This is a genomic window from Streptomyces sp. NPDC002790 (assembly GCF_040295505.1).
Lineage (GTDB): Bacteria > Actinomycetota > Actinomycetes > Streptomycetales > Streptomycetaceae > Streptomyces.
Map to the genome: position 1 here is coordinate 42,862 of NZ_JBEOVM010000015.1, position 23,895 is coordinate 66,756.

General features: G+C 69.7%; 18 protein-coding genes and 1 pseudogene. 11 read left to right on the forward strand and 8 right to left on the reverse strand.

All coding sequences use genetic code 11. The annotated features are described in order from the left end of the window. The first annotated feature begins 15 nt into the window (after positions 1-15). Positions 16-1,035, forward strand: coding sequence for a hypothetical protein (locus ABT004_RS10680; RefSeq protein ID WP_351333928.1), 1,020 nt, complete (start codon positions 16-18; stop codon positions 1,033-1,035). Between the two features lie 684 nt (positions 1,036-1,719). Here the strand turns inward: ABT004_RS10680 and ABT004_RS10685 are convergent. Together ABT004_RS10685 and ABT004_RS10690 are read right to left on the reverse strand one after the other, a co-directional pair. Next, positions 1,720-3,336, reverse strand: coding sequence for a zinc-binding metallopeptidase family protein (locus tag ABT004_RS10685; RefSeq protein WP_351333930.1), 1,617 nt, complete (start codon positions 3,334-3,336; stop codon positions 1,720-1,722). Positions 3,337-3,412: 76 nt separating this feature from the next. Continuing rightward, a complete protein-coding gene (locus tag ABT004_RS10690) occupies positions 3,413-4,846 on the reverse strand; it encodes a discoidin domain-containing protein (protein WP_351333933.1) in 1,434 nt (477 codons plus the stop codon). 338 nt (positions 4,847-5,184) lie between these two features. Between ABT004_RS10690 and ABT004_RS10695 the strand changes: the two genes are divergently transcribed. Beyond that, complete coding sequence (locus ABT004_RS10695; RefSeq protein WP_351333936.1) at positions 5,185-5,832, forward strand: TetR/AcrR family transcriptional regulator; 648 nt, start codon at positions 5,185-5,187, stop codon at positions 5,830-5,832. A gap of 5 nt (positions 5,833-5,837) precedes the next feature. On the opposite strand, the gene ABT004_RS10700 is transcribed toward ABT004_RS10695, so the two are convergent. Further along, the gene (locus ABT004_RS10700; RefSeq protein ID WP_351333938.1) at positions 5,838-7,061 is read right to left on the reverse strand and encodes a PucR family transcriptional regulator; all 1,224 of its coding nucleotides are present in this window, start codon (positions 7,059-7,061) and stop codon (positions 5,838-5,840) included. Positions 7,062-7,164: 103 nt separating this feature from the next. Here ABT004_RS10700 and ABT004_RS10705 point away from each other — a divergent pair, with 103 nt between their 5' ends. From ABT004_RS10705 to ABT004_RS10730, 6 genes and pseudogenes are all read left to right on the forward strand, one after another. Then, positions 7,165-8,637, forward strand: a complete 1,473-nt coding sequence (locus ABT004_RS10705; RefSeq protein WP_351333941.1) for a hypothetical protein — start codon at positions 7,165-7,167, stop codon at positions 8,635-8,637. Between the two features lie 44 nt (positions 8,638-8,681). Beyond that, positions 8,682-9,902, forward strand: a complete 1,221-nt coding sequence (locus ABT004_RS10710) for an MFS transporter (protein ID WP_351333943.1) — start codon at positions 8,682-8,684, stop codon at positions 9,900-9,902. 190 nt (positions 9,903-10,092) lie between these two features. Then, positions 10,093-10,872, forward strand: coding sequence for an alpha/beta fold hydrolase (locus tag ABT004_RS10715; RefSeq protein WP_351333946.1), 780 nt, complete (start codon positions 10,093-10,095; stop codon positions 10,870-10,872). A 769-nt stretch (positions 10,873-11,641) separates the two neighbouring features. Then, positions 11,642-11,965, forward strand: a pseudogene (locus ABT004_RS10720) (leucine zipper domain-containing protein); the annotation flags it as partial. 150 nt (positions 11,966-12,115) lie between these two features. Next, on the forward strand, positions 12,116-13,354 hold the full coding sequence (locus ABT004_RS10725; RefSeq protein WP_351333948.1) for an IS256 family transposase: 1,239 nt from the start codon (positions 12,116-12,118) through the stop codon (positions 13,352-13,354). Between the two features lie 238 nt (positions 13,355-13,592). Further along, complete coding sequence (locus tag ABT004_RS10730) at positions 13,593-14,540, forward strand: tyrosine-type recombinase/integrase (protein WP_351333951.1); 948 nt, start codon at positions 13,593-13,595, stop codon at positions 14,538-14,540. 287 nt (positions 14,541-14,827) lie between these two features. Here the strand turns inward: ABT004_RS10730 and ABT004_RS10735 are convergent, their stop codons facing one another. Continuing rightward, positions 14,828-15,988 (reverse strand): magnesium and cobalt transport protein CorA, encoded by a 1,161-nt coding sequence (locus tag ABT004_RS10735; RefSeq protein WP_351333954.1) that lies wholly within the window; start codon positions 15,986-15,988, stop codon positions 14,828-14,830. 119 nt (positions 15,989-16,107) lie between these two features. On the opposite strand from ABT004_RS10735, the gene ABT004_RS10740 reads away from it, so the two are divergent. Then, on the forward strand, positions 16,108-17,211 hold the full coding sequence (locus tag ABT004_RS10740; protein WP_351333956.1) for a winged helix DNA-binding domain-containing protein: 1,104 nt from the start codon (positions 16,108-16,110) through the stop codon (positions 17,209-17,211). Between the two features lie 10 nt (positions 17,212-17,221). On the opposite strand, the gene ABT004_RS10745 is transcribed toward ABT004_RS10740, so the two are convergent. Both ABT004_RS10745 and ABT004_RS10750 read right to left on the reverse strand, forming a co-directional pair. Continuing rightward, positions 17,222-17,866 carry a LysE family translocator gene (locus ABT004_RS10745; protein ID WP_351334032.1) on the reverse strand — a complete coding sequence of 215 codons (645 nt, stop codon included), beginning with the start codon at positions 17,864-17,866 and terminating at the stop codon, positions 17,222-17,224. Between the two features lie 169 nt (positions 17,867-18,035). Continuing rightward, a complete protein-coding gene (locus tag ABT004_RS10750) occupies positions 18,036-18,866 on the reverse strand; it encodes a response regulator transcription factor (protein ID WP_351334034.1) in 831 nt (276 codons plus the stop codon). Positions 18,867-19,039: 173 nt separating this feature from the next. On the opposite strand from ABT004_RS10750, the gene ABT004_RS10755 reads away from it, so the two are divergent. Next, a complete protein-coding gene (locus ABT004_RS10755; RefSeq protein ID WP_351333958.1) occupies positions 19,040-20,755 on the forward strand; it encodes an AMP-binding protein in 1,716 nt (571 codons plus the stop codon). Beyond that, on the forward strand, positions 20,752-22,374 hold the full coding sequence (locus ABT004_RS10760) for an AMP-binding protein (protein WP_351333961.1): 1,623 nt from the start codon (positions 20,752-20,754) through the stop codon (positions 22,372-22,374). Before ABT004_RS10755 ends, ABT004_RS10760 begins: the two co-directional genes overlap by 4 nt. Positions 22,375-22,428: 54 nt before the next feature. On the opposite strand, the gene ABT004_RS10765 is transcribed toward ABT004_RS10760, so the two are convergent. Both ABT004_RS10765 and ABT004_RS10770 read right to left on the reverse strand, forming a co-directional pair. Continuing rightward, a complete protein-coding gene (locus tag ABT004_RS10765) occupies positions 22,429-22,932 on the reverse strand; it encodes a GNAT family N-acetyltransferase (RefSeq protein ID WP_351333963.1) in 504 nt (167 codons plus the stop codon). A gap of 41 nt (positions 22,933-22,973) precedes the next feature. After that, entirely contained in the window at positions 22,974-23,666 is a 693-nt protein-coding gene (locus tag ABT004_RS10770; protein ID WP_351333965.1) for a hypothetical protein, read from the reverse strand. Between the last annotated feature and the right edge of the window lie 229 nt (positions 23,667-23,895).

Consider the following 23,895-nt stretch of genomic DNA (forward strand, 5'->3'; position numbering starts at 1 on the left):
GCCGGGACCGAAGAGGTGAAGCTGCTGAACCGACCCCAGGAGCCCGCCGTGCCTGATCTCGATCTCTCCACCACCGCTACGTCGTCCGCATCTGTCCTCAACAAGCCGGTACTCCCACCGATCTCTCCGATGTGGTACGTCCAAAGCCACGAAGTTCGCGTCCGCGCGACCTCAGGCGGAATCCACAAGGAGACGGGCCTCCCTGTGGGGGCCTTCCTGTACGAGACTGACGACGGCGGTCTCGTACAGCGCCATCAGCGAGACATCATCCGGGAGCCCGCGGTGGACGCTGTCATGGCCGCCCTGGAACCCGAGTCACCTATCGCCCTCCCAGGCGTCACAGTGCGGCTGCGTGTCGGCGAGGACGCCCGCTACAACACGGACTGGGTCAAGGACACCGAAGGGCCCGTACCCGATCTGATGGCGGCGCTGGAGGCACGCGCCGACGCGCTCCAGAATCGACAGGACAAGGTAGAGAACTTCGCTGCCCGCGTTCTGGGGGTGAACCGGAGTACACGCTGGTGCGAGGCGGTCTCCACCGCCCTGATGGGTGACTGGACCAGGCCACTGGACGAGCGCGGATGTCTGCCACCAGAGGCCCTTGGCCAGCTGCGCGCCGAGGCGCACACGATCCACCGCCAACTCGTCCCTTTGTGGCGCCGCCGGGTCCGGCGTTCCCGACTGCTACTCCTGGACGCACCGCTCGGCGACGGCCTGTGCCTCTATGACCTCGTCGCCGACCGGGCCAACCTGTCCGACACCTGCCTCGGCATGGCCATCCACGATGACCGCCTCCTACGAATCGTGCACCACCTGACGTCGGAGGAACGTCTGGTCGTAGTCGCCTTGGCTGCCGGTGACGGCGCAACTTGGACCGAGGCTGCTGCCCACGTCGGCGCCTCTGACCCGACTGCGTTCGGTGAACGAGTCCGTCGCAAGACCCGTCGTCTCGCCGTCCGGGCCGAAGAACGTCGCGCGGCAGCTCGCGCCACGACCGATTCCACCCAAGGCTGGGCGGCCGCACGGGCACGGTGATTTCTTCCCCGACCTGCCCGTCATCCGCAGGGGACACCCTGCGGCCCACCAACCGTGGAGACCAATCGTGCCTATCGAAGTGTGGCTATTCCTTCCGCTCGCACTCCTACTCGGCCTCATCTGCGCCACAGTCGTCTGTCTTGTCGCCCTGAGCCGCGCTGATCGGACCGACATCGTCGCCGTCACCAGGGAACTGCCAGACCTCGCTGCCGTCTTCCTTCGCCACCGCCGGAAGCGATGACCGCTCTGAAACGTGGCGAGGGCCCTTCGCGACTAGGTTCGCTGTCAAACGCCTCTCTTCGATGACGACTGGCGGAACGGTGGGGACGCCGCCCCCGCAGGCAGGTGCCCTTCGTCGTCCAATCGAGGCGTTTGACAGCGAATTCCGCCGCTTCGCCTTCTCGCCCTACTGAACTTTCACCTCGGCGAGGAGGTTAACCACAGCCCGTTGCCGATCCAGGGTGGCCCCCCGCGGTCCGTGTGTCGGCAGCGTCTACGAACCGGGCGAGCACCTGAGCCCGCTGTCAGTGCGCCATGCGACCCTCGCCCTGTCGAGACGCTCGCTCAGCCGATGCGTCTGGGTCTGCTGCACGAGGTGCTGGTGGTGAGGACGGCTGCCGCTGCCTTCACCACCAGTTCACCAGGCGGCACGACATGCTGCTGGTTCCGTGAGGGGTGCGGTTCTCAGATGGGCAGGTGGGGCAGGGAACCGGGGTCGTCCCAGCGGCGCTTGTTGAGTTGGGCGCGGGGGATGCGGGTGAGTTCGAGTGCGGCGTCGGTGAAGGCGATGGCCTGGCGGCGGATGGCTGCGGTGTCGATGAAGTCCATGACGGGCTTGCCCGAGCTGAGCAGGTAGGCGGGGCCGCTGATGTACTGCATGGAGGGCAGGGCGGAGACGCGCCACAGTCCCTCGCCGTCGCCGGGCCACCAGAAGCCGTTGGGGGATTCGCCGCTGATGGTGTCGGGCATGAAGGGGCGCAGGACGCGGTTGCCGTCGACCTGCGAGCGTTCCTGGGCGGCCCGCGCGACTTTGATCATTTCCTTGTGCGGGGACGCGAAGCACAGGCCGGTCTCGTAGCCGGGGCCCAGGTGGTAGGTGCCGTTCTTGTCGGGGAGCCAGGGGCGGGCGCCGAGGTGTTCGAGGCTCATGGCGGCGGCGGTGCGGGCGACGAGGTCGTCGGTGTGTTTGCGCAGGAATGCTTCGGTGCCCATGGCGTGGCCGGACATGTGGCCGGTGCTCATGACGATCAGGATCGAGCGGGGCAGCTCGCTGCGGGGGATGCGGGCGAGGTACTGGGCCATGGCGAGGATGGCTTCGGTGCCGTTCTCCTCCAGGCCGTTGGTGCCGTCGGTGTGGGACTGGATCATGACGAGTTCGTCGGAGGCGCCGGGGATGATCCCGTACAGGTTGGGCGTGGTGATCTCCTGGACGTCTGCTTCCAGGCGCAGTCGAACGGTGGCGCCGTCCTTGGCGGCCTTGGTGAGGGTGGCGCCGGTGTCGCGGTCGACGATGAGGGAGGGCAGGTCGCGGATGATGCCGTCGTAGGGCAGGTACTGGCCTTCGGCGGCTTCCTTGGGCAGGTCGAGGATGACGATGACGCCGGCGGCGCCGGCCTTCTTGTGCTGGTCGAGTTCCTTGACGAGGCCGCTGCCGGCGAACCAGGTGCGGTCGTAGGTGGCGAACGGGTTGTAACCGGCAGGGTGTTTGGGCTGGAGGGGCGCGTCCCAGTTGATGAGGTCGATGAGTCCGTAGGGCAGCGACGGCGGCTTGACGGTGACCAGGCCGATCGCGCCCTTGGTGGCCTTCAGCGACAGTGGTGCGGTGATGCCCTGGGGGCCGGTGTCGCCGGAGTAGGGCACGTACCAGGAGACGTTCACCGGTCCGGCGTTCTGGCCGCCGACCACGTCGAGTTGCCAGGCGGAGGGCTGCCAGCGGTTGAGGGGGACCGGGTCGGTGGTGACGTTGCGGATCCCGACGCGTTCCATGCGGGCGGCAAGGTCGTCGATGTAGGCGTGGTGGGAACGGGTGCCGGTGGCGCGCAGGCCGATGGCGTCGATGGCCTCCTGCCAGGCGTGCATTTGGCTCAGCGGCATGAACTGGGCCGGTGCCACCTGGCGGGTCGCCGCCCCGTGCAGCGGCTGCTGCGGCCAGGCGGAAGAACGCGTGCGTGTGGTGGCGGAGGCGGCGGGGGTGGTGAGGGCGAGCGCGGCGCCGGCCGAGGCGGCGGCGCCCAGCAGGGTGCGCCGGTTCAGACCGGTCGGGCGGCCCGGAGCGTTCTCGGGCGTAACGGGGGTGGGCATGGCGGAGTCCCTTCGCGGCGGGGGAGAGGGCGTGGCAGGCAGATGGGGCCCGGGAGTTGAGGCCGAGGCGGCTGTTCTACGGTGCGATGGGCGCGGTGTTCTGGATTTTCGGTTCGCGGATCGGTGTCCCGTCGCTCCAGTAGCCCAGGAAGCGGTGTTCGGGGGTGTCGCCCAGGGCGATGTCGGTGTCCGTGCCGTCGAGGGCGGCGTGGCGCAGGGCGTCCCACTGGCGCCAGATGAGGTTGTGGTCCAGGGCGTCGACGGCGGCGTTGGGCCCGCCCTGGCTCACACCGTGGGCGCTGGAGAGGCCGGGGCTGCCGTGGTGGTCGGTGTAGGCCAGGACGAGGTTCTTGTTCTGGGCGGGGATCTGGGTCAGCAGCGGGAAGATCGTGTTGCAGCTGGCGCCGGCCTTGCCGGATTCGCTGATGACGCCGTCCTGGCCGAGGAAGCACACGAACTTGGTGGTCGCCGGGATCCCGGTGAGCGAGGCGTCCAGGGTGGGCTCGGCGCCGCCGCCGGCGTCGGTGGGCTCGTCCAGGAACACGGCCCGCGGCTTGGGCAGGCCCAGGGACTGCCAGCGGTTGATGAGGTTGGCGGTGATGATCCCGCCGAAGGAGTGCCCGAAGTAGGTGGCCTTGTCGAGCTCGGGCTGCACCCGGGAGGGATCGGCCTTCAGGTAGTCGAGCGCGCCACGGATCCCGGCCAGCGCCGCGTTGCGGCACGGGGTGGCGTCCAGTGGGCCGGCGCACGGGGTGACCAGGGAGGTCTGCCAGCGGGGGTAGATGACGATGCTGCCCTTGCGGACCGTGTGCTTGATCAGCGCCTCGTGCATCTTGTAGCCGGAGTAGTCGCCGTAGCCGTGGGTGATGACCGTGACCGGCGCGGAAGCAGGGGCGGGGCTGGTCGGCTCGAACACGTACCAGCCGTTCGACCCGCTGCCGCCGCTCGTGACGCGGAAATCGTGGGTGTAGTCGGATCCGCCCGGCCCTGACGCGGGTTGACCGGGCTGGCGGACGACGCCCAGGAAGTCCCGCACGACGAGTGGGTGGGTCTGATTCACGGCCGGCCGCACCCTCACCCAGCGGGCCACGGTGCCGGCCGACTGGGTCAGGCGCACCTCGTTGCTGTCGGCGAACGAACCGACCCTGGTCCAGGTCGCGTTGTCCTTCGACACCTCCACGATGCCGCTGGAGATGCGTGCCGAACCGTGGAACAGGCTCGTCATCGACAACGCCACCGTCGGCAGGGGCAGTGCGGCGCCCCGGTCGACCTTGATCCAGTCCTTGGTGGTGGGCGCCCGGTCACTCGTCCAGGACGACGTCGTGCTGTCGTCGGTGGTGTTGGCGAGGCTGCCCGCCGCGGTACCCAGCGACGTGCTCATCACCGGCTGGCGGGACGCATCGTCCGCATGCGCCGCGGGTGCCGCCAGTCCCGTCAGGCAGGAGGCCGACACGGCAACCGCCGCGAAGACCGCTCCCGCGGTGCGGCGGTTCGCACGGCGCTGTGCCACAACATCCGTGTGGCGACTCGGCGTTGCTCTGGTGCGGCCCTGATTCCCTTTTCGGGCATGGCTCTTGAACGGCATGGGCGGCTCTCCCATCGCGGGCAGGCAGGAGTGGAGCGATGGCCGAAACCGTAGACTTACCGCCGGTTACTTCTCAACAGTGTGTCGGGAATTTTTCAACGAGATGTCGGCCCGACTCAGGTAAGGACGAGGTTCACCCGACAGATCGGACAGGCTGAGGGGGTCCATCGCGGCACCCCGTGCAAGGGCATCTGCCCGGCTAGAATCACGACGCCATGTCGGTTCGAACCGGCACACCTTCCCGGACGAAGAGACGGACGCCGATGACCCCCACGCCGAGCGGCCCCGCCGGACGCACCGGCCGCAGGCGCGGCCCCAGCAAGGGCGACCTCAAGGAAGCCGCCCTCCTGGACACCGCCTACACCCTGCTGACCGAGAAGGCGCTGGCGGCGATCAGCGTGGAGGACCTCACCCGGGGCGCGGGGATCTCCCGCTCGCAGTTCTACTTCTACTTCGACTCCAAGGACGCCGTGATGCTCGCGCTCGCCGAGCGCATCACCGAGGAGATCCGCACCACCGTCGCCGGCTTCCACACCGGGGCCGACGGCAGCGTTCCGGACCTGCGCAAGGCGATCGCCGGTTACCTGCACCGATGGCGCACCCAGGGGCCCGTCCTGCGGGCGATGTCGCTGCACGCCGAGAGCGATCCGGCCCTGAACGGCTTCTGGACCGGCATCACGGACGACCTGCTGGCCGGGATCGTGGCCTCCGTCGAACGCGGCCAGCGCGCCGGGCACTTCGCCCCGCCACCGCCGCGCCCCCAGGACCTCGCGCACGTTCTCTTCGCGATGCTGTGGCGTACGGGATACGAGTTCTCCACCACCCCGATGACCCGCGCCGACGAAAGGCGCCTGGTCGACACCGTCGCCGTCGTCTTCGAGCGCACGCTGGGCATCCGCCGCCCCGCGTGAGGCGTTTAGGAGCCTGACACCTGGGCGGCCCGGTGTGCGGCCACGTCGCGGACGCACAGAGCGGCGTGTGCCACGGCCCGCTGAGCCGGATCGGTGGCGTCGAAGCCACAGGTACTGGCCAGGCGCGAGAGGCGGTAGTCGACGCTGTTGGGATGCACATGCAGCTCCGCCGCGGTGCGCCGCCGGTCGCACCCGTGCCGCAGGTAGGTCCGCAAGGTCTCCTCCCAGTCCTGGTGGTCGTCGAGCGGCGCGAGACGCTCCAGGAGAAGCTCGAAGGCCGGTCCGGGGCGGGTGAGCTGGTACTCGACCAGCACCTCCGCCAAGTGGTAGACGCCTGCGGGGCGGCGCACGGCCACAGCGATCTCCGCGACGTCGGCGCATTGCGCGGCGGCCGCCGGAATGTCGGCCACCGCGACGGCGGCGGCCCCCACGTGCACCGTCCCGTCGAGGACGTCGATGAGACTCAGCAGGCCGCGGTAGGCGCGGTCCGTGGCGGACGGCACGGCGGCGGGCACCGGCAGGAGCGCGACGGCGGTGGGGTCGCCGACGACGGCGAGGACATCGCCCTCGCTGTGCTCCGCGAGGACGCGCTGAATGGTGTTCGCGCGACGGTGATGGGCGACCAACGGCGGACCGCCCTCGACGGCCGGGCCGGACAGGTGCATTGACAGCACGAGGTAGCGCTCGGCCAGGGACAACCCGGCCCGGTGCGCGGCGGCAGCCGGATCCTCGCCCGCCAGGAGTGCGGCGTACACGCCGTAGCGGGCGTCGCGCTCGCCGGCGCTCAGGCGTGCCGCCTCGTGGTGGTAGCCGCGCAGGACCAGGGTGGTGACGGCGAGCAGGTGGGTGTGCGTGCGCGCGGTGAGCCGGAGCAGCCCGGCGGCGTCCGCGTCCCCGACCTCGTCCAGGACCGCTTCCCAGACGGCGTTGAAGCCGAGCTGGTAGTCGCGCATCAGGTTCTCCACCGGCTGGCCCTCGCTGGCGCGCCGGGCAGCGGACGCCACCAGGTCCGCGGCGTCGTCCTCGGTGACCGGGCGGTCCTCGGGGCTCTGTAGGGCGCGCACGAAGAGGTCGATGTTGTAGCCGACGATCCAGGGAAGATCCGCGTCGGGCGAGGACGCGGCGAGGCGCGCCAGGACGCGCTCGACGAGCTGCCTGCGCCGTCCGCCGATCCACTGCGCCGCGGCGACGCCGTCGATGGTCAGCGGTTCGCCGTTTGGAGATGTCACAACGTGAGCGTCGCACAGTTTGGTCGTGGATCAATTTCTGTTGTGCCCGGATTAAGGGAGGGTCGAAGCCGTACCGCACCTAGAGGCCGATGAGGGCAGCGACATGACGACCACACGCGAGGACCTTCAGTGGCCGGCGGGCCCGGCCACCGCGACTCCCGGAGCGACCATCAGGGACACCGAATTCCTCGGCCTCAAGGTCCTGGACGCCTGGCAGCGCGACCTGGACGCCCGCGGCCTGCGGGCCACCGGATCGGACAGCCACCACGCCTACATCGCGTCGCTGGTGCAGCGCCTCGCCCAGGTCGGAGTGGGCGAAGTGCGCCAGGAGACGCTGCCGCTGCGGCGGTGGACCCCCCAGCGGTGGCAGCTCACCCTCGACGGCGAGCCCGGCGGTGAGGCACGGCCCGTCGAGGTTCCGCTGGTCTCCCCGGTCGCCTACTCGGGCCGCACCTGCGCCGATGGCGTGATCGCCCCGCTGTCCGCGGAACCGGTCACCGGGCGGATCGGCGTGGTCGACATCGCCCTGCCCGCGCTCCAGGCCCAGGTCTTCGACGAACTCGACTGGGGCGACCCCCAGGAAGTCCGGCACGACGCCGACTACGACCCGGCCACCCCCTACGAGCGGGTGTGGCTGAGCCAGGACTCCATGCGCGAACACCTCGACCGGTTCGCCCGCGTCGGCGCGAGCGGCCTGATCCTCGTCGTCGACCTGCCCGCTGAGGCCCTGAGGGAGGGCTATCTCCTCTACGACGGCGTGCACCGCGGCCTGCCGGCCGTGTTCGTCAGCCGCGAGCAGGGAGCCCTGCTGCGCGCGGCCGCCGCGGAAGGCCGGGAGGCCACGCTCGTCCTCGAAGCCCGTGTCGAGGACGTCGAGACCGCCAACGTGCTGGGCCTGATTCCCGGAGCATCTGACGAACTGGTCGTCCTGCACTCGCACACCGACGGCACGAACGGCCTGGAGGACAACGGCCCGGAAGCCATCCTCGCCATGGCCCAGTACCTGGCCCGCGTCCCCCAAGCAGAGCTGCCGCGCAGCGTGCTCGTCCTGCTGACCACCGGCCACTTCACCACCCACACCGCCTGGGGCCTGGAAGCCTTCCTGGAACGGCACCAGGACGACCTGGTGCCGCAGATCGCCGCCGCGCTGTGCCTGGAACACCTCGGCGCCCGTCCCTGGCCGCACGACCAGCAGGAGGGCGTTCCGGCGCGCCAGCACGAGTTCGGGTGCACCTTCGCCAGCCCGCACCAGGCCGTCATCGACGCCGTACGCCGCGGCCTGGACCGTGCCGCGGTGACCGAGTCACGCGTACTGCGGCCCTTCGTCCCCGACACCACCGGCCGCTCCCCGGACGGCACGACCTGGCCCGGCGACGGCAGCGCCTTCTGGCACACCGCCGGCCTGCCCTCGGCGAACTTCATCACCGGCCCCGGCTACCTCCTCAACGCCGAACCCGTCATGGACTTCATCGACGTAGAAGCGATGCGCCGGCAGGCCATCGCCTTTACCGAGACCGTCATCGAACTGTGCACCGTGCCCTTCGCCGACCTGCACACCCGCCGGAACACGCAGTGAGCGCCGCGCCCCTCGAACACACGCGCCCAGACGTGCGGGAGACGGTGAGATCGCGGACCGGCATGGTGAGGGTGGGCATCGGACTGCTCCTTGGCACTGTCGCCTGGTCGATGCCGTTCGCCACCGGAACCGCCGTCCTGCTGCCCGCCCGCATCGAGGACATCGCGCCCGACCACAAAGTGACGCTGCTGGCCGTGCTCACCGCGACCGCCGCCGTCGTCGGGCTCATGTCCAACGTCGTCATCGGCGCCCTGTCCGACCGCACCCGCTCCCGGCTGGGTTCCAGGACCCCCTGGATCATCGGCGGCGGCCTGTCCACCGCCGTGTTCATGACGCTGCTCGCCGCCGGCACCAACTTCTGGGCACTGCTGGGCTGGTGGTGTCTGACCGTGGTCGGTCTCAACGCCATGACCGCGACTCTGACCGCCGTGGTGCCCGACCGTGTTCCCCCGGAACGGCGCGCCACCGTCTCCGCTCTGGTCGGCATCGGTGTCCTCATCGGAAACGCCCTGGGAGCAGTGCTCGGCGCGGCGTTCCTCGAAACCCCCGGGCGTGGCCTGGCCGTCACCGGCCTCGCCTCCACCGCGCTGGCCATCCTGGCCGTCTGCGTGGCACCCGACCTGCCCAGCACCGCCTCTGGTCCCGCCCCACGGCTGACCGTCCGCGTCCTGCTGGCCTCGGTCAAGTTCCCCAAGGGCGGTCCGGACTTCCACTGGGCGCTGTGGGGGAGGCTCCTGCTGGTCCTGGGCTACTTCATGATCAACAGCTATCAGCTGTACATTCTCACCGACCACGTCGGCCTGTCCAAGACCCGCGCGGCGGCCGCGCTCGGCATCAACTCGGTCTTCTTCCTTGCCACTGCGATCGTGGGTTCGGCGCTCTCGGGCCCCCTCTCGGACCGTACCGGTCGCCGCAAACCCTTCGTCATCGGCGCGTCCCTCGTATCGCTGGCTGCCATCGCGATCCCTCTGGCGTGGGCCACCTCGGCCGGGATGACGGCCTTCTCCTGCGTCGGCGGCCTGGCCTTCGGCTGCTACTACGCCGTGGACGCCGCACTCATGGCAGACGTCCTGCCCGACCAGACGTCACGGGCCAAGGACCTCGGCATCCTCAACGTCGCCAACACCGGCGGCCAGGCCCTGGCCCCCCTCGCCAGTTCGGCCCTGGTCGGCCTCGGCATGGGCTACTCGCCCGCATTCCTCGCTGCCATGGCCGTCTGCGCGCTCGGGGCCCTCCTTGTCGTTCCCATCCGCACCGTCCGCTGACCGACCCGGACCCCGACCACGCCTGCCCGGCCCACACCCGGCAGGGACACGGGACCTACCCCCTGAGCGGAGCACCATGACCCACGACCGGCCCCTCCCGCGCGACCCCGCCGACGTCCTCCACAGCACCCGCGTTCTACCGTCCGGAGCCGTGGTACACGTCTGGACGCCCCGTATACCGGCGCTGGCGATGGTCCAGCTGCAGCACGGTTTCGCGGAATACTCCGAGCGCTTCGTGGACCAGTACTCCCGGCTCGTGCCCCGCCTGCTGGAAAGCGGGATCGAGGTGTGGGCCATGGACCTGCTCGGACACGGCCGCTCGCCCGGGCGACGCGGTGTCGTCGACGTACGCCGTGCGGTCGAGGACCACGTCACCGTCCGGCGCGACATGCTCGCCCGTTCCCTTCCCCTGCTGGCGATCGGCCACTCTCTGGGCGGGCTCGTCACCGCGGGCAGCATCACCGCCGACGAGACGGGGGTGTCTGGAACCGTCCTCCTCGCACCCGCTCTCCCACCCCATCTCCCCACGCCGGCACGGGCGCTCCTCGGCCTCGCCACCCGTCTCCTGCCCGCGGCGCCCGCCCCCCTCCCGGCCGCTCCCTCAGCCGAGCTGACGCGCCGCCCGGATGTGGTGCGGCAGGCGCAACAGGACGCGCTGATGGCCCACGTACGATTGCCGTTGCTCGTGGCCACCAGCTCTCTCGACGTCGCGGCAGCCGTCTGGTCGGGCGCCTCACGGTGGCAGGCGCCGTGTCTCATCGCGCACGGCACCGCCGACACCTCGACCGATCCCCGCGCCAGCCCTCGGCTCGCCGGACTCCTGACCGCACCGGGCAGCTCGTACCTGCCGGTGCAAGGCGGCCGGCACGAACTGCTCCACGACGACGATGCCGAAATGGTCTTCGGACACGTACGGGCGTTCGTCGGCCGCCACCTCGGTCTCGGACCGTCGCGGATGCGCCGGCTGTAGGGGATCGACGACGCCAAGACCCACTGTGGGCCGGCCTGGAGCAGCGCGGAGTGGGTCCTGGAGGCGTGCGTCAGAATCGAGCACGGGAACGTCCGCAGCGCACCTACCGCACATGGGCGTTTTGCCGGGAAAATTCGCCGCAGCGTGCTGACCTGTGACGCTTGCCCCGTGTTTTCGTTTCACATGTTTCCGTGACGCATCATGTGGAGTGCGTGGCGATTCTGGAACCGGTGAGGAAGGATGCCTGACCTGCGGTTTTGCCTGCGTGTATTATGTGCGGTTTGGGTGTTGCGGACGATATCTTGTCGCTCATTTGACGCTCGTTCTGATGGAGTGTCAGGCTTTCTGGAGTGTAGGTCGGACACTCTGCCGCCTGCCTGGGTATGGCGCGCCGTGGGTTGTATTGAGGCTTGGTAGTGCCGCTGATCTGATCGGCTTGCTGTCCAACCGGCTGAGTCTCCTATCGGCCCGACAGGTCTTTGGACTTCTGTGGGAGCCGCTGCCGGAGTTCGGCCAGTACGCATCCGTAGCACGAGTCTCGCGCGGCGCACCGCCGATCGCCCCTCGGCTGACGCGCGAGTGCATCCAGCCCATGCGCCGTTCTGTACAGACTGCAGGACCTTGACTCCGCGATCTCCAGGAACGACCTAGCTGTTCTGCCTTGGGAGGTTGTGGACGGTGATGTAGGTCTCGGTTGGGGATCTTGAACGAGTGAGGGCCTTCCGGGTTCGGTGTGGATTGCGACGTCTACACCGACCGAAAGGCCCTCGTGTCCCACCGTAATGCACCCCTGACCGAGACCGGACGACTGCGTCTGGCCCGCTGCGTTGTCGAGGACGGGTGGCCCCTGCGCCGGGCCGCCGAGCGCTTCCAGGTCTCGCCGACCACGGCCCAGCGGTGGGCCACCCGCTACCGCGCACTCGGCGAGGCGGGCATGTCGGACCGCTCCTCACGCCCGCACCACAGCCCGCGCCGCACGGCGACCCGCACCGAGCGCCGGATCGTCAAGGTCCGCGTCCTGCGCCGCTGGGGACCGGCCCGCATCGCCTACCTCCTCGGGCTGAACCCGGCCACCGTCCACCGGATGGTGTCCCTTGTCGTGGTGTACGGGATCAGCGGCTGGGAGTGCGCGGGCGTCTGCCCGGGGCGCACTTCCACGAGTGCGGCCCGCTCCCTCAACAGGGGGTGGGCCACCGCGTAACTCTCCTTGGTGAACGCCCAGTTCAACCACGAGGAGTGCACGATGGCCCTGTCCCAGTCTGAACTGATACGGCTCCTTGAGTCACTACGCTCGACCGACGGAATCGAGCTCGTCCGCGCCATCGCCGAGCGCATGGTGCAGGAACTGATCGAGGCCGAGGCAAGTGTCCGCATCGGTGCGGAGTGGAACGAGCACACGCCGACGCGGACCACTGTCCGCAACGGGCATCGCGAGAAGGTGCTGACCACACTGGCCGGAGACCTGGACCTGGAGATTCCCAAGGTCCGCACCGGCGGCTTCTTCCCCAGCCTGCTGGAGCGACGGCGCCGCATCGACCAGGCCCTCTACGCGGTCATCATGGAGGCATACGTGCACGGCGTCTCCACCCGCAGGGTCGATGACGCGGTCAAAGCGCTCGGCGGGGACAGCGGGATCTCCAAGTCTGAAGTCTCACGGATCTGCACGATGCTGGACGAGCCGCTGACCGCATTTCGCACCCGCCGGCTGGATCATGTCCGCTTCCCCTACGTCTACTTGGACGCGACCTACTGCAAGGCGCGAGTGAACCATCAGATCGTCTCGCGGGCCGTCGTGGTCGCCACCGGCATCACCGAGGACGGAGGCCGCGAGGTCCTGGGACTGATGGTCGGGGACAGTGAGAGCGAGGCGTTCTGGAAGGGGTTCCTGCGCTCGCTGCGAGAGCGCGGCCTGTCCGGGGTCCGTCTGGTCATCACCGACCAGCACGCCGGGCTGGTCGCCGCGGTCCGCAAGGTGATGCTCGGCGCCGCCTGGCAGCGGTGCAGGGTTCATTTTCTGCGGAATGCCTTCAGTGTGATCGACCGGGATTCCGGTGAAATGGTCGCCGCGACGGTCCGCACGATCTTTACCCAGCCCACCGCCGGCCTCGTGCGGACTCAGCTGGACACCGTCGCCGACATGCTCGGCACCCAGTTCCCCAAGGTCAAAGCCATGTTGCTTGAGGCGAAAGAGGACCTGACCGCATTCGCGGACTTCCCACCGCGGCACTGGAAGAAGATCCAGTCGACAAACCCGTTGGAACGGGTGAACCGGGAGATCAAGCGCAGGATCGACGTCGTCCAGGTCTTTCCCAATGACGATGCGCTCATCCGGCTGGTCACTGCCGTGCTCTTCGAGATGCACGACGAGTGGATCGCCTTTCCCCGCCGATACCTCCCCGAAGGCAGCATGGGCGAGATCTACCGCGAACTCTCCGAAAGCGCCCCGGCGCTACCCAACACCCCAAACACGCCCGCCAGTTGATCCCCAACGCCACGACAAGGGACACGACCATGGCAAAGGCTCCCGCTACCGAGTCGCCGGCATCCCCGGCGTCCGGGACAAGTCGTTCGACACGCTTGAGGACGCCAAGGCGTGGCTGCGACAGTCGGGCACCGACAGCGAGCGCGGTGAGTTCGTCGATCCCCGTGATGGTTCCATCACGCTCGATGACTACGTGATCCGGTACTGGCAGGCGGGAGTTCGGGGTGCGCCTGGCACGGTGAAGCGCATCGACGAGCGGGTCCGACTTCACATCCAGCCCCGTCTTGGCCAGGTTTCCCTGCGCGACATCACGCCGTCGGTACTTCGGGGCTACATCGCCGCGTTGGAGAGCGAGTGTGCGCCCCGCTATGCACGGCAGATCCTCACGTCTCTCTCGAACATCTTCGAGACCGCCATCGACGACAAGCGTCTGCTGCGCAACCCGATGCGAGCCAAGTCGGTGCGCTGGCCGAAGGCGCCGGAGGATCAACGTGAAGCATGGCCGCTGGAGACCGCGATCCGGGTCTGTGACGCGCTCAGCCCGCGCTACCGCATTGCCGCCGTCGTCGCGTTGGGTTGTGGACTGCGGCAGGGCGAAGTGTTCGGGCTGTCACCAGAGGACGTTGACTTCTCGCGAGGGGTGCTGCGCGTACGTCGGCAGGTGCAGCTTCTCCACGGGCGCTTGTACTTCACACTGCCGAAGGGCGGTAAGACGCGCGTCGTCGACATGCCTCAAGCGGTCGCCTCGGCGCTGGCCGCGTACTTCTTGGAGTTTCCGGCCGTCGAGGTCGAGCTGCCCTGGGGCGGTCCGGAGGCCGAACGCGAGAGGATGAAGTTCCCGCTCATCCTGACCACGACGTACGGCAATGCCCTCCGGGCGAACATCTTCAACGTCGACGTGTGGAAGCCCGCCCTGGCAGCGGCCGGCGTCATCCCCCGTCGGAAGAAGGACGAACGCTGGAAGGCATCCCGCAGGGACGGGTTCCATGTCCTGCGGCACACCTACGCCTCGATCATCCTTGAGGCGGGCGAATCGGTGGTCACTCTGGCCCGCTGGCTGGGCCACTCGAGCCCGACCATCACTCTTGACTTCTACGCCCACTTCATGCCGGAGGCCGGCGGGAAGGGACGCGGTGCGATCGACGCTCTGCTCGACCGGCCTGCCCACGTCGCCACAGCCACATAGAAGAAGCGATTCCTCGAAGTCAGAGGGAAGAGGGGTGCAGCATGTGCTGCACCCCTCTTCGCGTTCTGTGGTCCAGCAGTTCGCTTACGGTCAGTGGCGATCGGCGCTGCCTGCGGACGTCTACCTGGGAGGCCCCGACAAGGCCGCCGTACTCGACTGGGGAGTATTGGCCGCAGTGGGGCGCATTCCATTCTCCCCAGATTCTCCCCAGGGGGGCCGAGTGAGTGCGCGCTACGCCCACTCGCCTCTGCAGTTCCGTGGGGAAAGGCGTTTGCCGGGCCGGTTACTCACAGCCAGTCCCGCCGCTTGAAGATGACGTACAAACTGGTACATACAACCGCCATCAGGATGATGGCGAAGGGGTATCCCGCTACCCAGTGCAACTCCGGCATGTGGTCGAAGTTCATGCCGTAGATGGTGCCGACCAGCGTCGGGGCGAAGAGGATCGCGGCCCACGACGAGATCTTCTTGATCTCCTCGTTCTGCTCGAAGCCGGCTTCCGCCAGTGCCCGCATCTCCGCGTTCTGCTGCTGCGTGACCAGCGTCGCGTTCACCGTGAGGATGTCGGCGAGGGCCTGGCGGAAGGAGTCGACGCGTTCGCTGGTGTGCGTGACATGGTCGGCCACGTCGCGGAGGTAGCGCTGGAGTTCCTCGTCCGTGCCGTATTTCGCGAAGCCCGCCATCAGGGCGTGCAGCATGCCGACCAGGGGCCGGGTCGCGCGCTGGAACTCGACCATTTCCCGGGAGAGTTCGTAGATGCGGCGCGAGACGGCGGGCGCGCCGGAGAAGACCTCCGTCTCGATCTCGTCGATGTCGTTCTGGACGCCGGACACCACCGGCGCGTAGCCGTCGACGACCGCGTCCAGGATGGCGTAGAGGACCGCCTCCGGGCCGAGTCGCAGCAGGTCGGGGTTGGCCTCCATGCGGTGGCGGACCGCCGAGAGGTCGGGGGCCGCGCCGTGTCGGACCGTGATGACGAAGTCGGGGCCCACGAACACGTGCAGCTCGCCGAAGTCGACCTCCTCCTGCGCGTCCAGATAGCGGGCCGCGCGCAGCACGACGAAGAGGGTCTCGCCGTAGCGCTCCAGCTTGGGACGCTGGTGTGCCTCCATCGCGTCCTCGACGGCGAGCTCGTGCAGGTCGAACTCGGCCGCCAGCGACTTGAGTTCAGAGTCGGAAGGGCGGGCCAGGCCGATCCACGCCATCGTGCGCGGCTTCTCGCGCAGCTGCCGATAGGTGTCCGTGAGGGTGTCGGGCGTCGCGACCCGCACCCCGTCCCGGTACAGCTCCGCGTTCACCACACTGGCCTGGTCCTGCGCCGCCGGGGCGGCCGTGGGCGTGGCCGGCGGTTCGGAGGGCGGGGGTGCCGGGTCGGCCGACCGGCGCCAGGAGTAGCGGCGCGCCCCACCTTGTTCGTTCCGGCCGGTTCGGCCCTGCCGTCGTGACATCGCCGCCTCCCCTCCATGGTTACGCTGCCGGGTCCCCGGCAGCGTAACCAGTGAAGGTGACACCACGGTGCAGCGCATCGCGGACAGCGCATGACCTAGTTCCCGGCTAACTTCCTCGTATGACGACGCAGCCGATGACAGCCCGCGCCCTGGGGCGCGCCACCCTGGAGCGCCAACTCCTGCTCGACCGGAGCCCGTTGAGCGCCGAGGCCGCCGTCGACCGGCTGCTCGGCCTGCAGGCGCAGGAGGTCCGTCCGCCGTATCTCGCGCTCGCCGCGCGCCTCGCCGACTTCACCCCCGCCGCGCTCTCCACTGCCCTGGAGCGGCGCCGCGTGGCCCGGCTCGTCACCATGCGCTCCACCATCCACCTGCACACCGCCGACGACTGCATGACGCTGCGCCCCCTCGTGCAGGCCGCCCGCGACCGGGAGTTGCGGATGTTCCGCAAGGGTCTCGTCGGCGTAGACCTGGACCGGCTCACCGACCTGACCCGGCGGTACGTCGAGGAGGAGCCGCGTACCCCGAAGGAGGTCCGGGAGCTGCTCCTGAAGCACTGGCCCGACGCCGACCCGCAGGCCCTCACCATCGCCGCCCGTGGCTGCCTGCCCCTCGTCCAGGTCACACCGCGCGGTCTGTGGCGGCGCAGCGGCGGGGTGCGGCTGACCACCGCCGAGCACTGGTTCGGCAGGGCCACCGAGCCGGCGCCCGCCCCCGACGACACGATCCTGCGCTACCTCGGCGCCTTCGGTCCCGCCTCGGTGAAGGACTTCCAGCAGTGGGCCGGCATCACCCGCACCAAGGAGGCCTTCGAGCGGCTGCGGCCCCGGCTCGTGACCTTCCGCGACGAGCACGGCGTCGAGCTGTTCGACCTGCCCGATGCTCCTCGGCCCGACGAGGACACCCCGGCTCCGCCTCGGCTGCTCGCCGAGTTCGACAATCTGCTGCTGTCCCACGCAGACCGTACCCGAGTGATCCACGAGGTCGATCGGGGTCGCAACTGGCAGGTGAACACCGCCTATTTGACCTTTCTCGTGGATGGGTTCCTGGCGGGGCTTTGGACCCTGAAGGAGAATGGGGACGCGGGCAGTGTGCTCACCCTTGAACCCTTCCGGAAGCTCACGCGCGCGCAGCGGGAGGAACTCGTCGCCGAAGCGGAGCGCACCGTGGTGGTCCTGGAGGCGCCGGGGCCGGTCACCGTGGACTTCGGGACCGTGCGCGCGTAGGCCAGGTCGCTCAGTCCGCGCGGCCCGTCGCTGCCACCGTCACACCGAGGCCTATCAGCGCGAAGCCGCCCGTCCCGCCGATCATCGAGAGCCGCCGGTCCGAGCGCGCGAACCAGGTGCGGGCCGCCGACGCCGTGAGCCCCCACAGCGTGTCCGTGACCAGGCCGATGGAGATCGGAATCAGGCCCAACAGCAGCATCTGCGTGGTGATGTGCCCCGCATCGTGGTTCACGAACTGCGGGAGCACCGCGGCGAAGAACACGATGCCCTTCGGGTTCGTGACCCCCACGAGTACCCCGTCGGCCACCGTGCGCAGATCGCCGCGCGGCGGTCCCGCCGGGCCCCGGATGTCCGAGGCCTTCAGGTCGCGCCGGTGCCGGAAGGCTTGCACGCCCAGGTATACGAGGTACGCCGCGCCCGCCAGCTTCACCGCCAGGAACAGTCCCGCCGACCGCTCCACGAGCGCGCCGATCCCGAGTGCCACCGCGACCACCAGCAGGTACGAGCCGGCGACGTTGCCGAGTGCCGTCGCCACCGCGGTGCGTCGGCCGTGTGCGAGTGCCCGTCCGATCACGAACAGCACGCTCGGTCCCGGGATCACGATCACCAGCAGCGACATCGCCGCGAACGCCAAGTACCGGTCCATGGACACCATGTCCGCGTCCTCCTTCCACGTTCCCACGTCACGGGGCTCCGCCCCGGACCCCGCTGCTCAATCGCCGCAGGGGCTTGATTGGCTCGATCGCCGCGCGGGGGATTGAAAGACCTGCTCGATCGCCGCAGGGGCTAAATGATCTGCTCGCCCGCCGCAGGGGCTTGAAGGGTTACGGCAGTATCCCCGCCCGTCGAGCCGCCACCACCGCCTCTCCCCGCGTGTGCGTTCCCAGCTTTCGCATGGCGGAGCGGAGATAGCCCTTTACGGTTTCCGGGCGCAGGCCGAGCCGTTCGCCCGCCCCCGCGTTCGTCGCGCCCGAGGCCACGCACGCGAGTACGTCCACCTCGCGCGGCGTGAGCGTCACCGGTGCCTCCGCGGGCCGCACCGGATCCGAGGCCAGGGCCAACGTGCCGCACACCGCGAGCAGTTCGCCCCGCAGGCCCGGGTCGACCAGCTTCGGCGCGAGTGCGCGCAGCGCCCCGTGTGCTTCGCGGACCGCTTCCCACGCCCCGGCGTCCTCGGTGGCCGGGGTGCGCGTCAGGGCCAGCAGCGACTGCACCTCGTCGCGCACCACGAGGGCCTGCTCCACGTCCCGCGCCGCCGCCATCGCCGCGTCGAGGGCCCGGTCGCCGAGCGGCCGGGCCGTGCGCAGCGCCCCGTACAGGACACCCCGCACCCGGCGCCGTACGACGACGGGCACCGCGAGCACCGAGTGCAGGCCCTCGGCCGCGACCGCGGCGTCGTACTCGTGGCTGATGTGCCGCGAGCCCTGGTAGTCGGTGACGGCGCACGCCCTGGCGAGGGAGAGGGCCTTGCCGCCCAGGCCGCTGCCCGCCGCGATACCGAGCCCGTGCAGCGCGTGGGTCGCCGCGCCGCTGAGCTCGGCGATCCGTACCTGGCCCGCCGCCTGCCCGGCCGCCCGGCCCGCGCCCGCGGTCAGCCCGCCGAATGCCACCGGAAGCCCGGTACCCCGGCGCAGCCGCACCAGCGCAGCCCGCATCTCGACCGCCTCGGCCGTTCCTGCGTTCACCGTCCATCACCTCGCCGCACACGGTTCACCCCCGTATGGGGGTGGTGAGACCTGCGTCACTCACTACACGATGGCAGACACGACCCGCGACGGTGCGGGACATGCGGTGGAACCCGGGCCACCCAAGGACATACGGAGCGCACATGACGACGGCGAACGGACCGATGGCGAACGGACCGACGGCGAGCGGACCCACGCAGCAGTTCCGCGCAGCCCGTGACTTCCTGTTGCGGCACGCACGGGACTACGAGGCGGCGTACGAGGGCTTCTCCTGGCCCCGCCCCGAGCGCTTCAACTGGGCCCTCGACTGGTTCGACGTCATCGCCGAAGGCAACGACAAGATCGCGCTGCACATCGTCGAGGAGGACGAATCCGAGGCGCGGTTCTCCTTCGACACCGTGCGCCGCCGCTCCAACCAGGTCGCCAACTGGCTGCGCGGGCACGGGGTCGGCGCGGGCGACCGTGTGCTGCTCATGCTCGGCAACCAGGTCGAGCTGTGGGAGGTGATGCTCGCCGCGATGAAGCTGCGGGCCGTCGTCATCCCCGCCACACCGCTGCTCGGCCCCGCCGATCTGACCGACCGCGTGGAGCGCGGCCGCGCCCGGCATGTCGTCGCACGCCCCGAGGACGTCGCCAAGTTCGGCGAGGTGCCGGGGGAGTACACCCGGATCGTGGTCGGCGCGGCCGCGGCCGGCGAGGGCTGGCTCGCCTACGAGGACGCCGCGGGCGCCCCCGACACCTTCGAGCCCGACGGGGTGACCGGCGCCGAGGACCCGCTGCTCCTGTACTTCACGTCCGGCACGACCGCCCGCCCCAAGCTGGTCGAGCACACCCACGTCTCGTACCCCATCGGGCATCTGGCGACGATGTACTGGATCGGCCTGCGCCCCGGCGACGTGCACCTCAACATCTCCTCGCCCGGCTGGGCCAAGCACGCCTGGTCGAACTTCTTCGCGCCGTGGAACGCCGAGGCGACCGTCTTCCTCTACAACTACACGCGCTTCGACGCGGGCCGCCTGATGGCCACGATGGACCGCGCGGGAGTGACGTCCTTCTGTGCGCCGCCCACCGTGTGGCGCATGCTCATCCAGGCCGACCTCACGGCCCTGCGGACGCCGCCCAGGGAGGTCCTCGCCGCGGGCGAACCGCTGAACCCCGAGGTCATCGAGCAGGTCGAGCGTGCCTGGGGCATCACCATCCGCGACGGCTTCGGGCAGACCGAGACGTCGGTACAGGTGTCGAACAGCCCCGGTCAGCGCCTCAAGGCCGGCTCCATGGGGCGTCCGAGCCCCGGCTTCACGGTCGAGCTGCTCGACCCGGTGACCGGCGAGCCCGGCGCGGACGAGGGCGAGATCAGTCTCGACCTCTCCGCACGCCCCGTCGGCCTGATGGTCGGCTACCACGGCGACCCGGAGCGCACGGCGGAGTCGATGGCGGGCGGCTTCTACCGCACCGGCGACATCGGCTCCCGCGACGCCGACGGCTACCTCACGTACGTGGGCCGCTCCGACGACGTCTTCAAGGCCAGCGACTACAAGATCAGCCCCTTCGAGCTGGAGAGCGCCCTGCTCGAACACGAGGCGGTCGCCGAGGCGGCCGTCGTGCCCGCCCCCGACGAGCTGCGGCTCGCCGTCCCCAAGGCGTACGTCGTCCTCGCCGAGGGATACGAACCGGGCCCGGACGCCGCGAAGTTGCTGTTCGAGCACTCCCGCGCGGTCCTCGCCCCGTACAAGCGCGTGCGCCGGATCGAGTTCGCCGAGCTGCCCAAGACGGTCTCCGGGAAGATCCGCCGCATCGAGCTGCGCGAGGCCACCGCCAAGGGGTCCGCCGCCGAGTACCGCGAGGAGGACTTCAAGTGAGCGCACCCGCTGGGGAGTTGTCGTACACGCACGGGACCAGCGAGGTGCCGCTCCTCGGCGACACCGTCGGGCGCAATCTGCGGCGGGTCGTCGAGGCCTGGCCCGAGCGCGAGGCGCTGGTCGACATGGCCGACGGGCGCCGCTGGACGTACGGTCAATTCGGCGCGGATGTGGGTGAGTTGGCGCGGGGTCTGCTGGCCCGTGGGATCGGCAAGGGTGACCGCGTCGGCATCTGGGCGGTCAACTGTGCCGAGTGGGTGCTCGTCCAGTACGCGACCGCGCGGATCGGCGCGATCATGGTCAACATCAACCCCGCTTACCGGGCGCACGAGTTGGCGTTCGTGCTCAAGCAGTCCGGTGTCTCGCTCCTCATCTCGTCGACCGAGCACAAGGGAACGGACTATCGCGAGCTCGTACGGCAAGTGGCGCCGGAATGCCCGGAGTTGCGCGAACAGGTCTTCATCGGCACGGAGAGCTGGGACGCCCTGGTGGCGGCCGCGGGCGGCATCACGGACGACCAACTGGTGGCCCTAGAGGCAGAGTTGTCGTGCGACGACCCGGTCAATCTCCAGTACACCTCCGGCACGACCGGCTTCCCGAAGGGCGCCACGCTCTCCCACCACAACATCCTCAACAACGGCTACTGGGTGGGCGAGACGGTCGGCTACACCGAGCACGACCGAGTGTGTCTGCCGGTGCCCTTTTACCACTGTTTTGGGATGGTGATGGGAAACCTGGGCGCCACTTCGCACGGCGCCTGCATCGTCATCCCCGGCCCGTCCTTCGAACCGGCCGCCACCCTGCGCGCCGTGCAGCAGGAGCGGTGCACGTCGCTGTACGGCGTACCGACCATGTTCATCGCGGAGTTGAACCTGCCGGACTTCGGCTCGTACGACCTGAGCAGTCTGCGTACGGGCATCATGGCGGGCTCCCCGTGCCCGGTCGAGGTGATGAAGCGGGTCGTCGCCGAGATGCACATGGCCGAGGTCTCCATCTGCTACGGCATGACCGAGACGTCCCCCGTCTCCCTGCAGACGCGCCGCGACGACGACCTGGAGCGCCGCACCGGCACCGCGGGCCGCGTCCTGCCGCACATCGAGGTCAAGGTGATCGACCCGGTCACCGGAGTCACACTGCCGCGCGGCGAACCCGGCGAACTGTGCACCCGCGGCTACAGCGTGATGCTCGGCTACTGGGACGAGCCGGAGAAGACCGCCGAGGTCATCGACGCCGGCCGGTGGATGCACACGGGCGACCTCGCGGTCATCCGCGAGGACGGCTACGGGCAGATCGTCGGACGCATCAAGGACATGATCATCCGTGGCGGCGAGAACATCTCCCCGCGCGAGATCGAGGAGTTCCTCTACGGGCATCCGAAGATCGCCGACGTCCAGGTCGTGGGCGTGCCGCACGAGAAGTACGGCGAGGAGGTGCTCGCCTGTGTGATCCTGCGCGACCCCGCGGACACGCTGACCCTCGACGAGGTGCGCGCCTTCTGTCGCGACCGGCTCGCGCACTACAAGATCCCGAGCCGGCTGCGCCTTCTGGAACGGTTCCCGATGACCGTCAGCGGGAAGGTCCGGAAGGTGGAACTCCGGCAGGGGTACGGGGAGTTGTAGAAAGGGAAACCGGGAAACCGTAGGGAAGTACCTGTAACCGTTGGGCGGGGGCCGTCACAAGCCCCTTCGCATGCACACCCTGGGCCACCGGTCCAGGCCGTGCTCGGCCTCGGCCGCGCGGATCGCGCGCAGCCCGGGTGTGAGTTCGGCCCCGGAAAGCCGGCGGAAACCGAGGCGCTCGTAGTACGGGGCGTTCCACGGGACGTCGGCGAACGTGGTCAAGGTGAGACCGGTCAGGCCCTGGCCGCGCGCGCAGTCGGCGGCGCACGCGATCAGGGTCTGACCCACGCCCCGGCGGGCGGCGTCGGGGTGCACGGTGACCTGCTCGATGTGGAGGGCGCCGTCGACGACTTCGGCGACGAGGTAGGCGACGATCCCGGTCTCATCGGCCGCGACCCATGCGTGGCCCGCCTGCCGGAATCGCTCCAACTCGGCGACGGTGGGCGGCTCGTCGTCGGCAATCGCGGCCATGCCGACCGTACGGAAGATCTCGCCCGCGGCCGACTCGATGGCCTGGAGGCGGGGGAGGTCGGCGGGCTCGGCGCTGCGGATGATCACCCGGCCAGTATGTCGAGGGACCGCTGGTCACTCACGCGCATTTACGTCCCGCTCGCTATCAGCTCGTCCGCCGGGCTGTTCACCGGCTGCGGTATGCCGGCCAGGTCGAGGACGAACAGCGGGACGCCCAGGGCGTCGGCGCGGGCGCTGGCCTCGTCCACGTAACCCGCGAGGGAGAAGTAGGCGCAGGCCGCGGACTCCGTCATCGACTGCAACCACAGGCACTCCACGTCGCGCAGCGTCGCGGGCCGCACCGACGGCTCGACCTGGGCGACGACCCCGCTCGCCGCGAGCGCGATGCCGGAGGGTGGGTCCTGGTCGGCCCTGCGTACGTCGTCGTAGCCGAGCCAGCGCAGATACAGCGCCACGGCCGTCACGGCGTCGCGCGCGGTGCGGATGGCGACGGGCTGGAAGGCGGGGCGCGGGGGCGCGGCCGTGCGCGGCAGCGGGATGTGGGCGGGCGCGGGGGCCTGGTCGTCGAGGACGGGGACGCGCAGCACCGAGCCGCAGGCGCAGCCGAGCTCGGGCCGGGGCCATCGGTCGCGGCGCCCGCACAGGGGGCAGCGCAGGGTCATCCAGTCGTCGTCCCAGGTGCGGTCGGACACGGGAACGGGGGCGGCGCCGCGCACCATCGGTGGCGCGACGGGTGCGCCGCAGGCGCAGGGGAGGGCCTGGGGTGCGTACAGATGCTCGCGCCGGCAGGTGGGGCAGCGCAGGTGGGCGGGCTCGGCCATGGCAACTCCCCCTCGGTCCTGCCCCGGGAACGGATCGACGTCAGTCTCATCATCCACCTTGACGGCCTCCAAAGCGCCCCTCTACATTGCTTCCATATAGCAGAACCTAGTTTCCACATCGTGAAAGTAGCCCGAAAGGGTCGCTGGAGCGAAACAGGGGGCTGGGGGACGGAATTCAGAGCTCGCCGCGGGGCGCGACGGGAGCGCGAATCCGACAGCCACAGCCGTA

Excerpts from the sequence above, each read along its gene's own strand:
- ABT004_RS10735 (WP_351333954.1), bottom strand. The coding sequence starts at position 15,988 with ATGTCACGACGGCAGGGCCGAACCGGCCGGAACGAACAAGGTGGGGCG.
- ABT004_RS10745 (WP_351334032.1), bottom strand. The coding sequence starts at position 17,866 with ATGGTGTCCATGGACCGGTACTTGGCGTTCGCGGCGATGTCGCTGCTG.
- ABT004_RS10755 (WP_351333958.1), top strand. The coding sequence starts at position 19,040 with ATGACGACGGCGAACGGACCGATGGCGAACGGACCGACGGCGAGCGGA.
- ABT004_RS10685 (WP_351333930.1), bottom strand. The coding sequence starts at position 3,336 with ATGCCCACCCCCGTTACGCCCGAGAACGCTCCGGGCCGCCCGACCGGT.
- ABT004_RS10725 (WP_351333948.1), top strand. The coding sequence starts at position 12,116 with ATGGCCCTGTCCCAGTCTGAACTGATACGGCTCCTTGAGTCACTACGC.
- ABT004_RS10695 (WP_351333936.1), top strand. The coding sequence starts at position 5,185 with ATGACCCCCACGCCGAGCGGCCCCGCCGGACGCACCGGCCGCAGGCGC.
- ABT004_RS10770 (WP_351333965.1), bottom strand. The coding sequence starts at position 23,666 with ATGGCCGAGCCCGCCCACCTGCGCTGCCCCACCTGCCGGCGCGAGCAT.
- ABT004_RS10705 (WP_351333941.1), top strand. The coding sequence starts at position 7,165 with ATGACGACCACACGCGAGGACCTTCAGTGGCCGGCGGGCCCGGCCACC.
- ABT004_RS10715 (WP_351333946.1), top strand. The coding sequence starts at position 10,093 with ATGGTCCAGCTGCAGCACGGTTTCGCGGAATACTCCGAGCGCTTCGTG.
- ABT004_RS10740 (WP_351333956.1), top strand. The coding sequence starts at position 16,108 with ATGACGACGCAGCCGATGACAGCCCGCGCCCTGGGGCGCGCCACCCTG.
- ABT004_RS10750 (WP_351334034.1), bottom strand. The coding sequence starts at position 18,866 with ATGCGGGCTGCGCTGGTGCGGCTGCGCCGGGGTACCGGGCTTCCGGTG.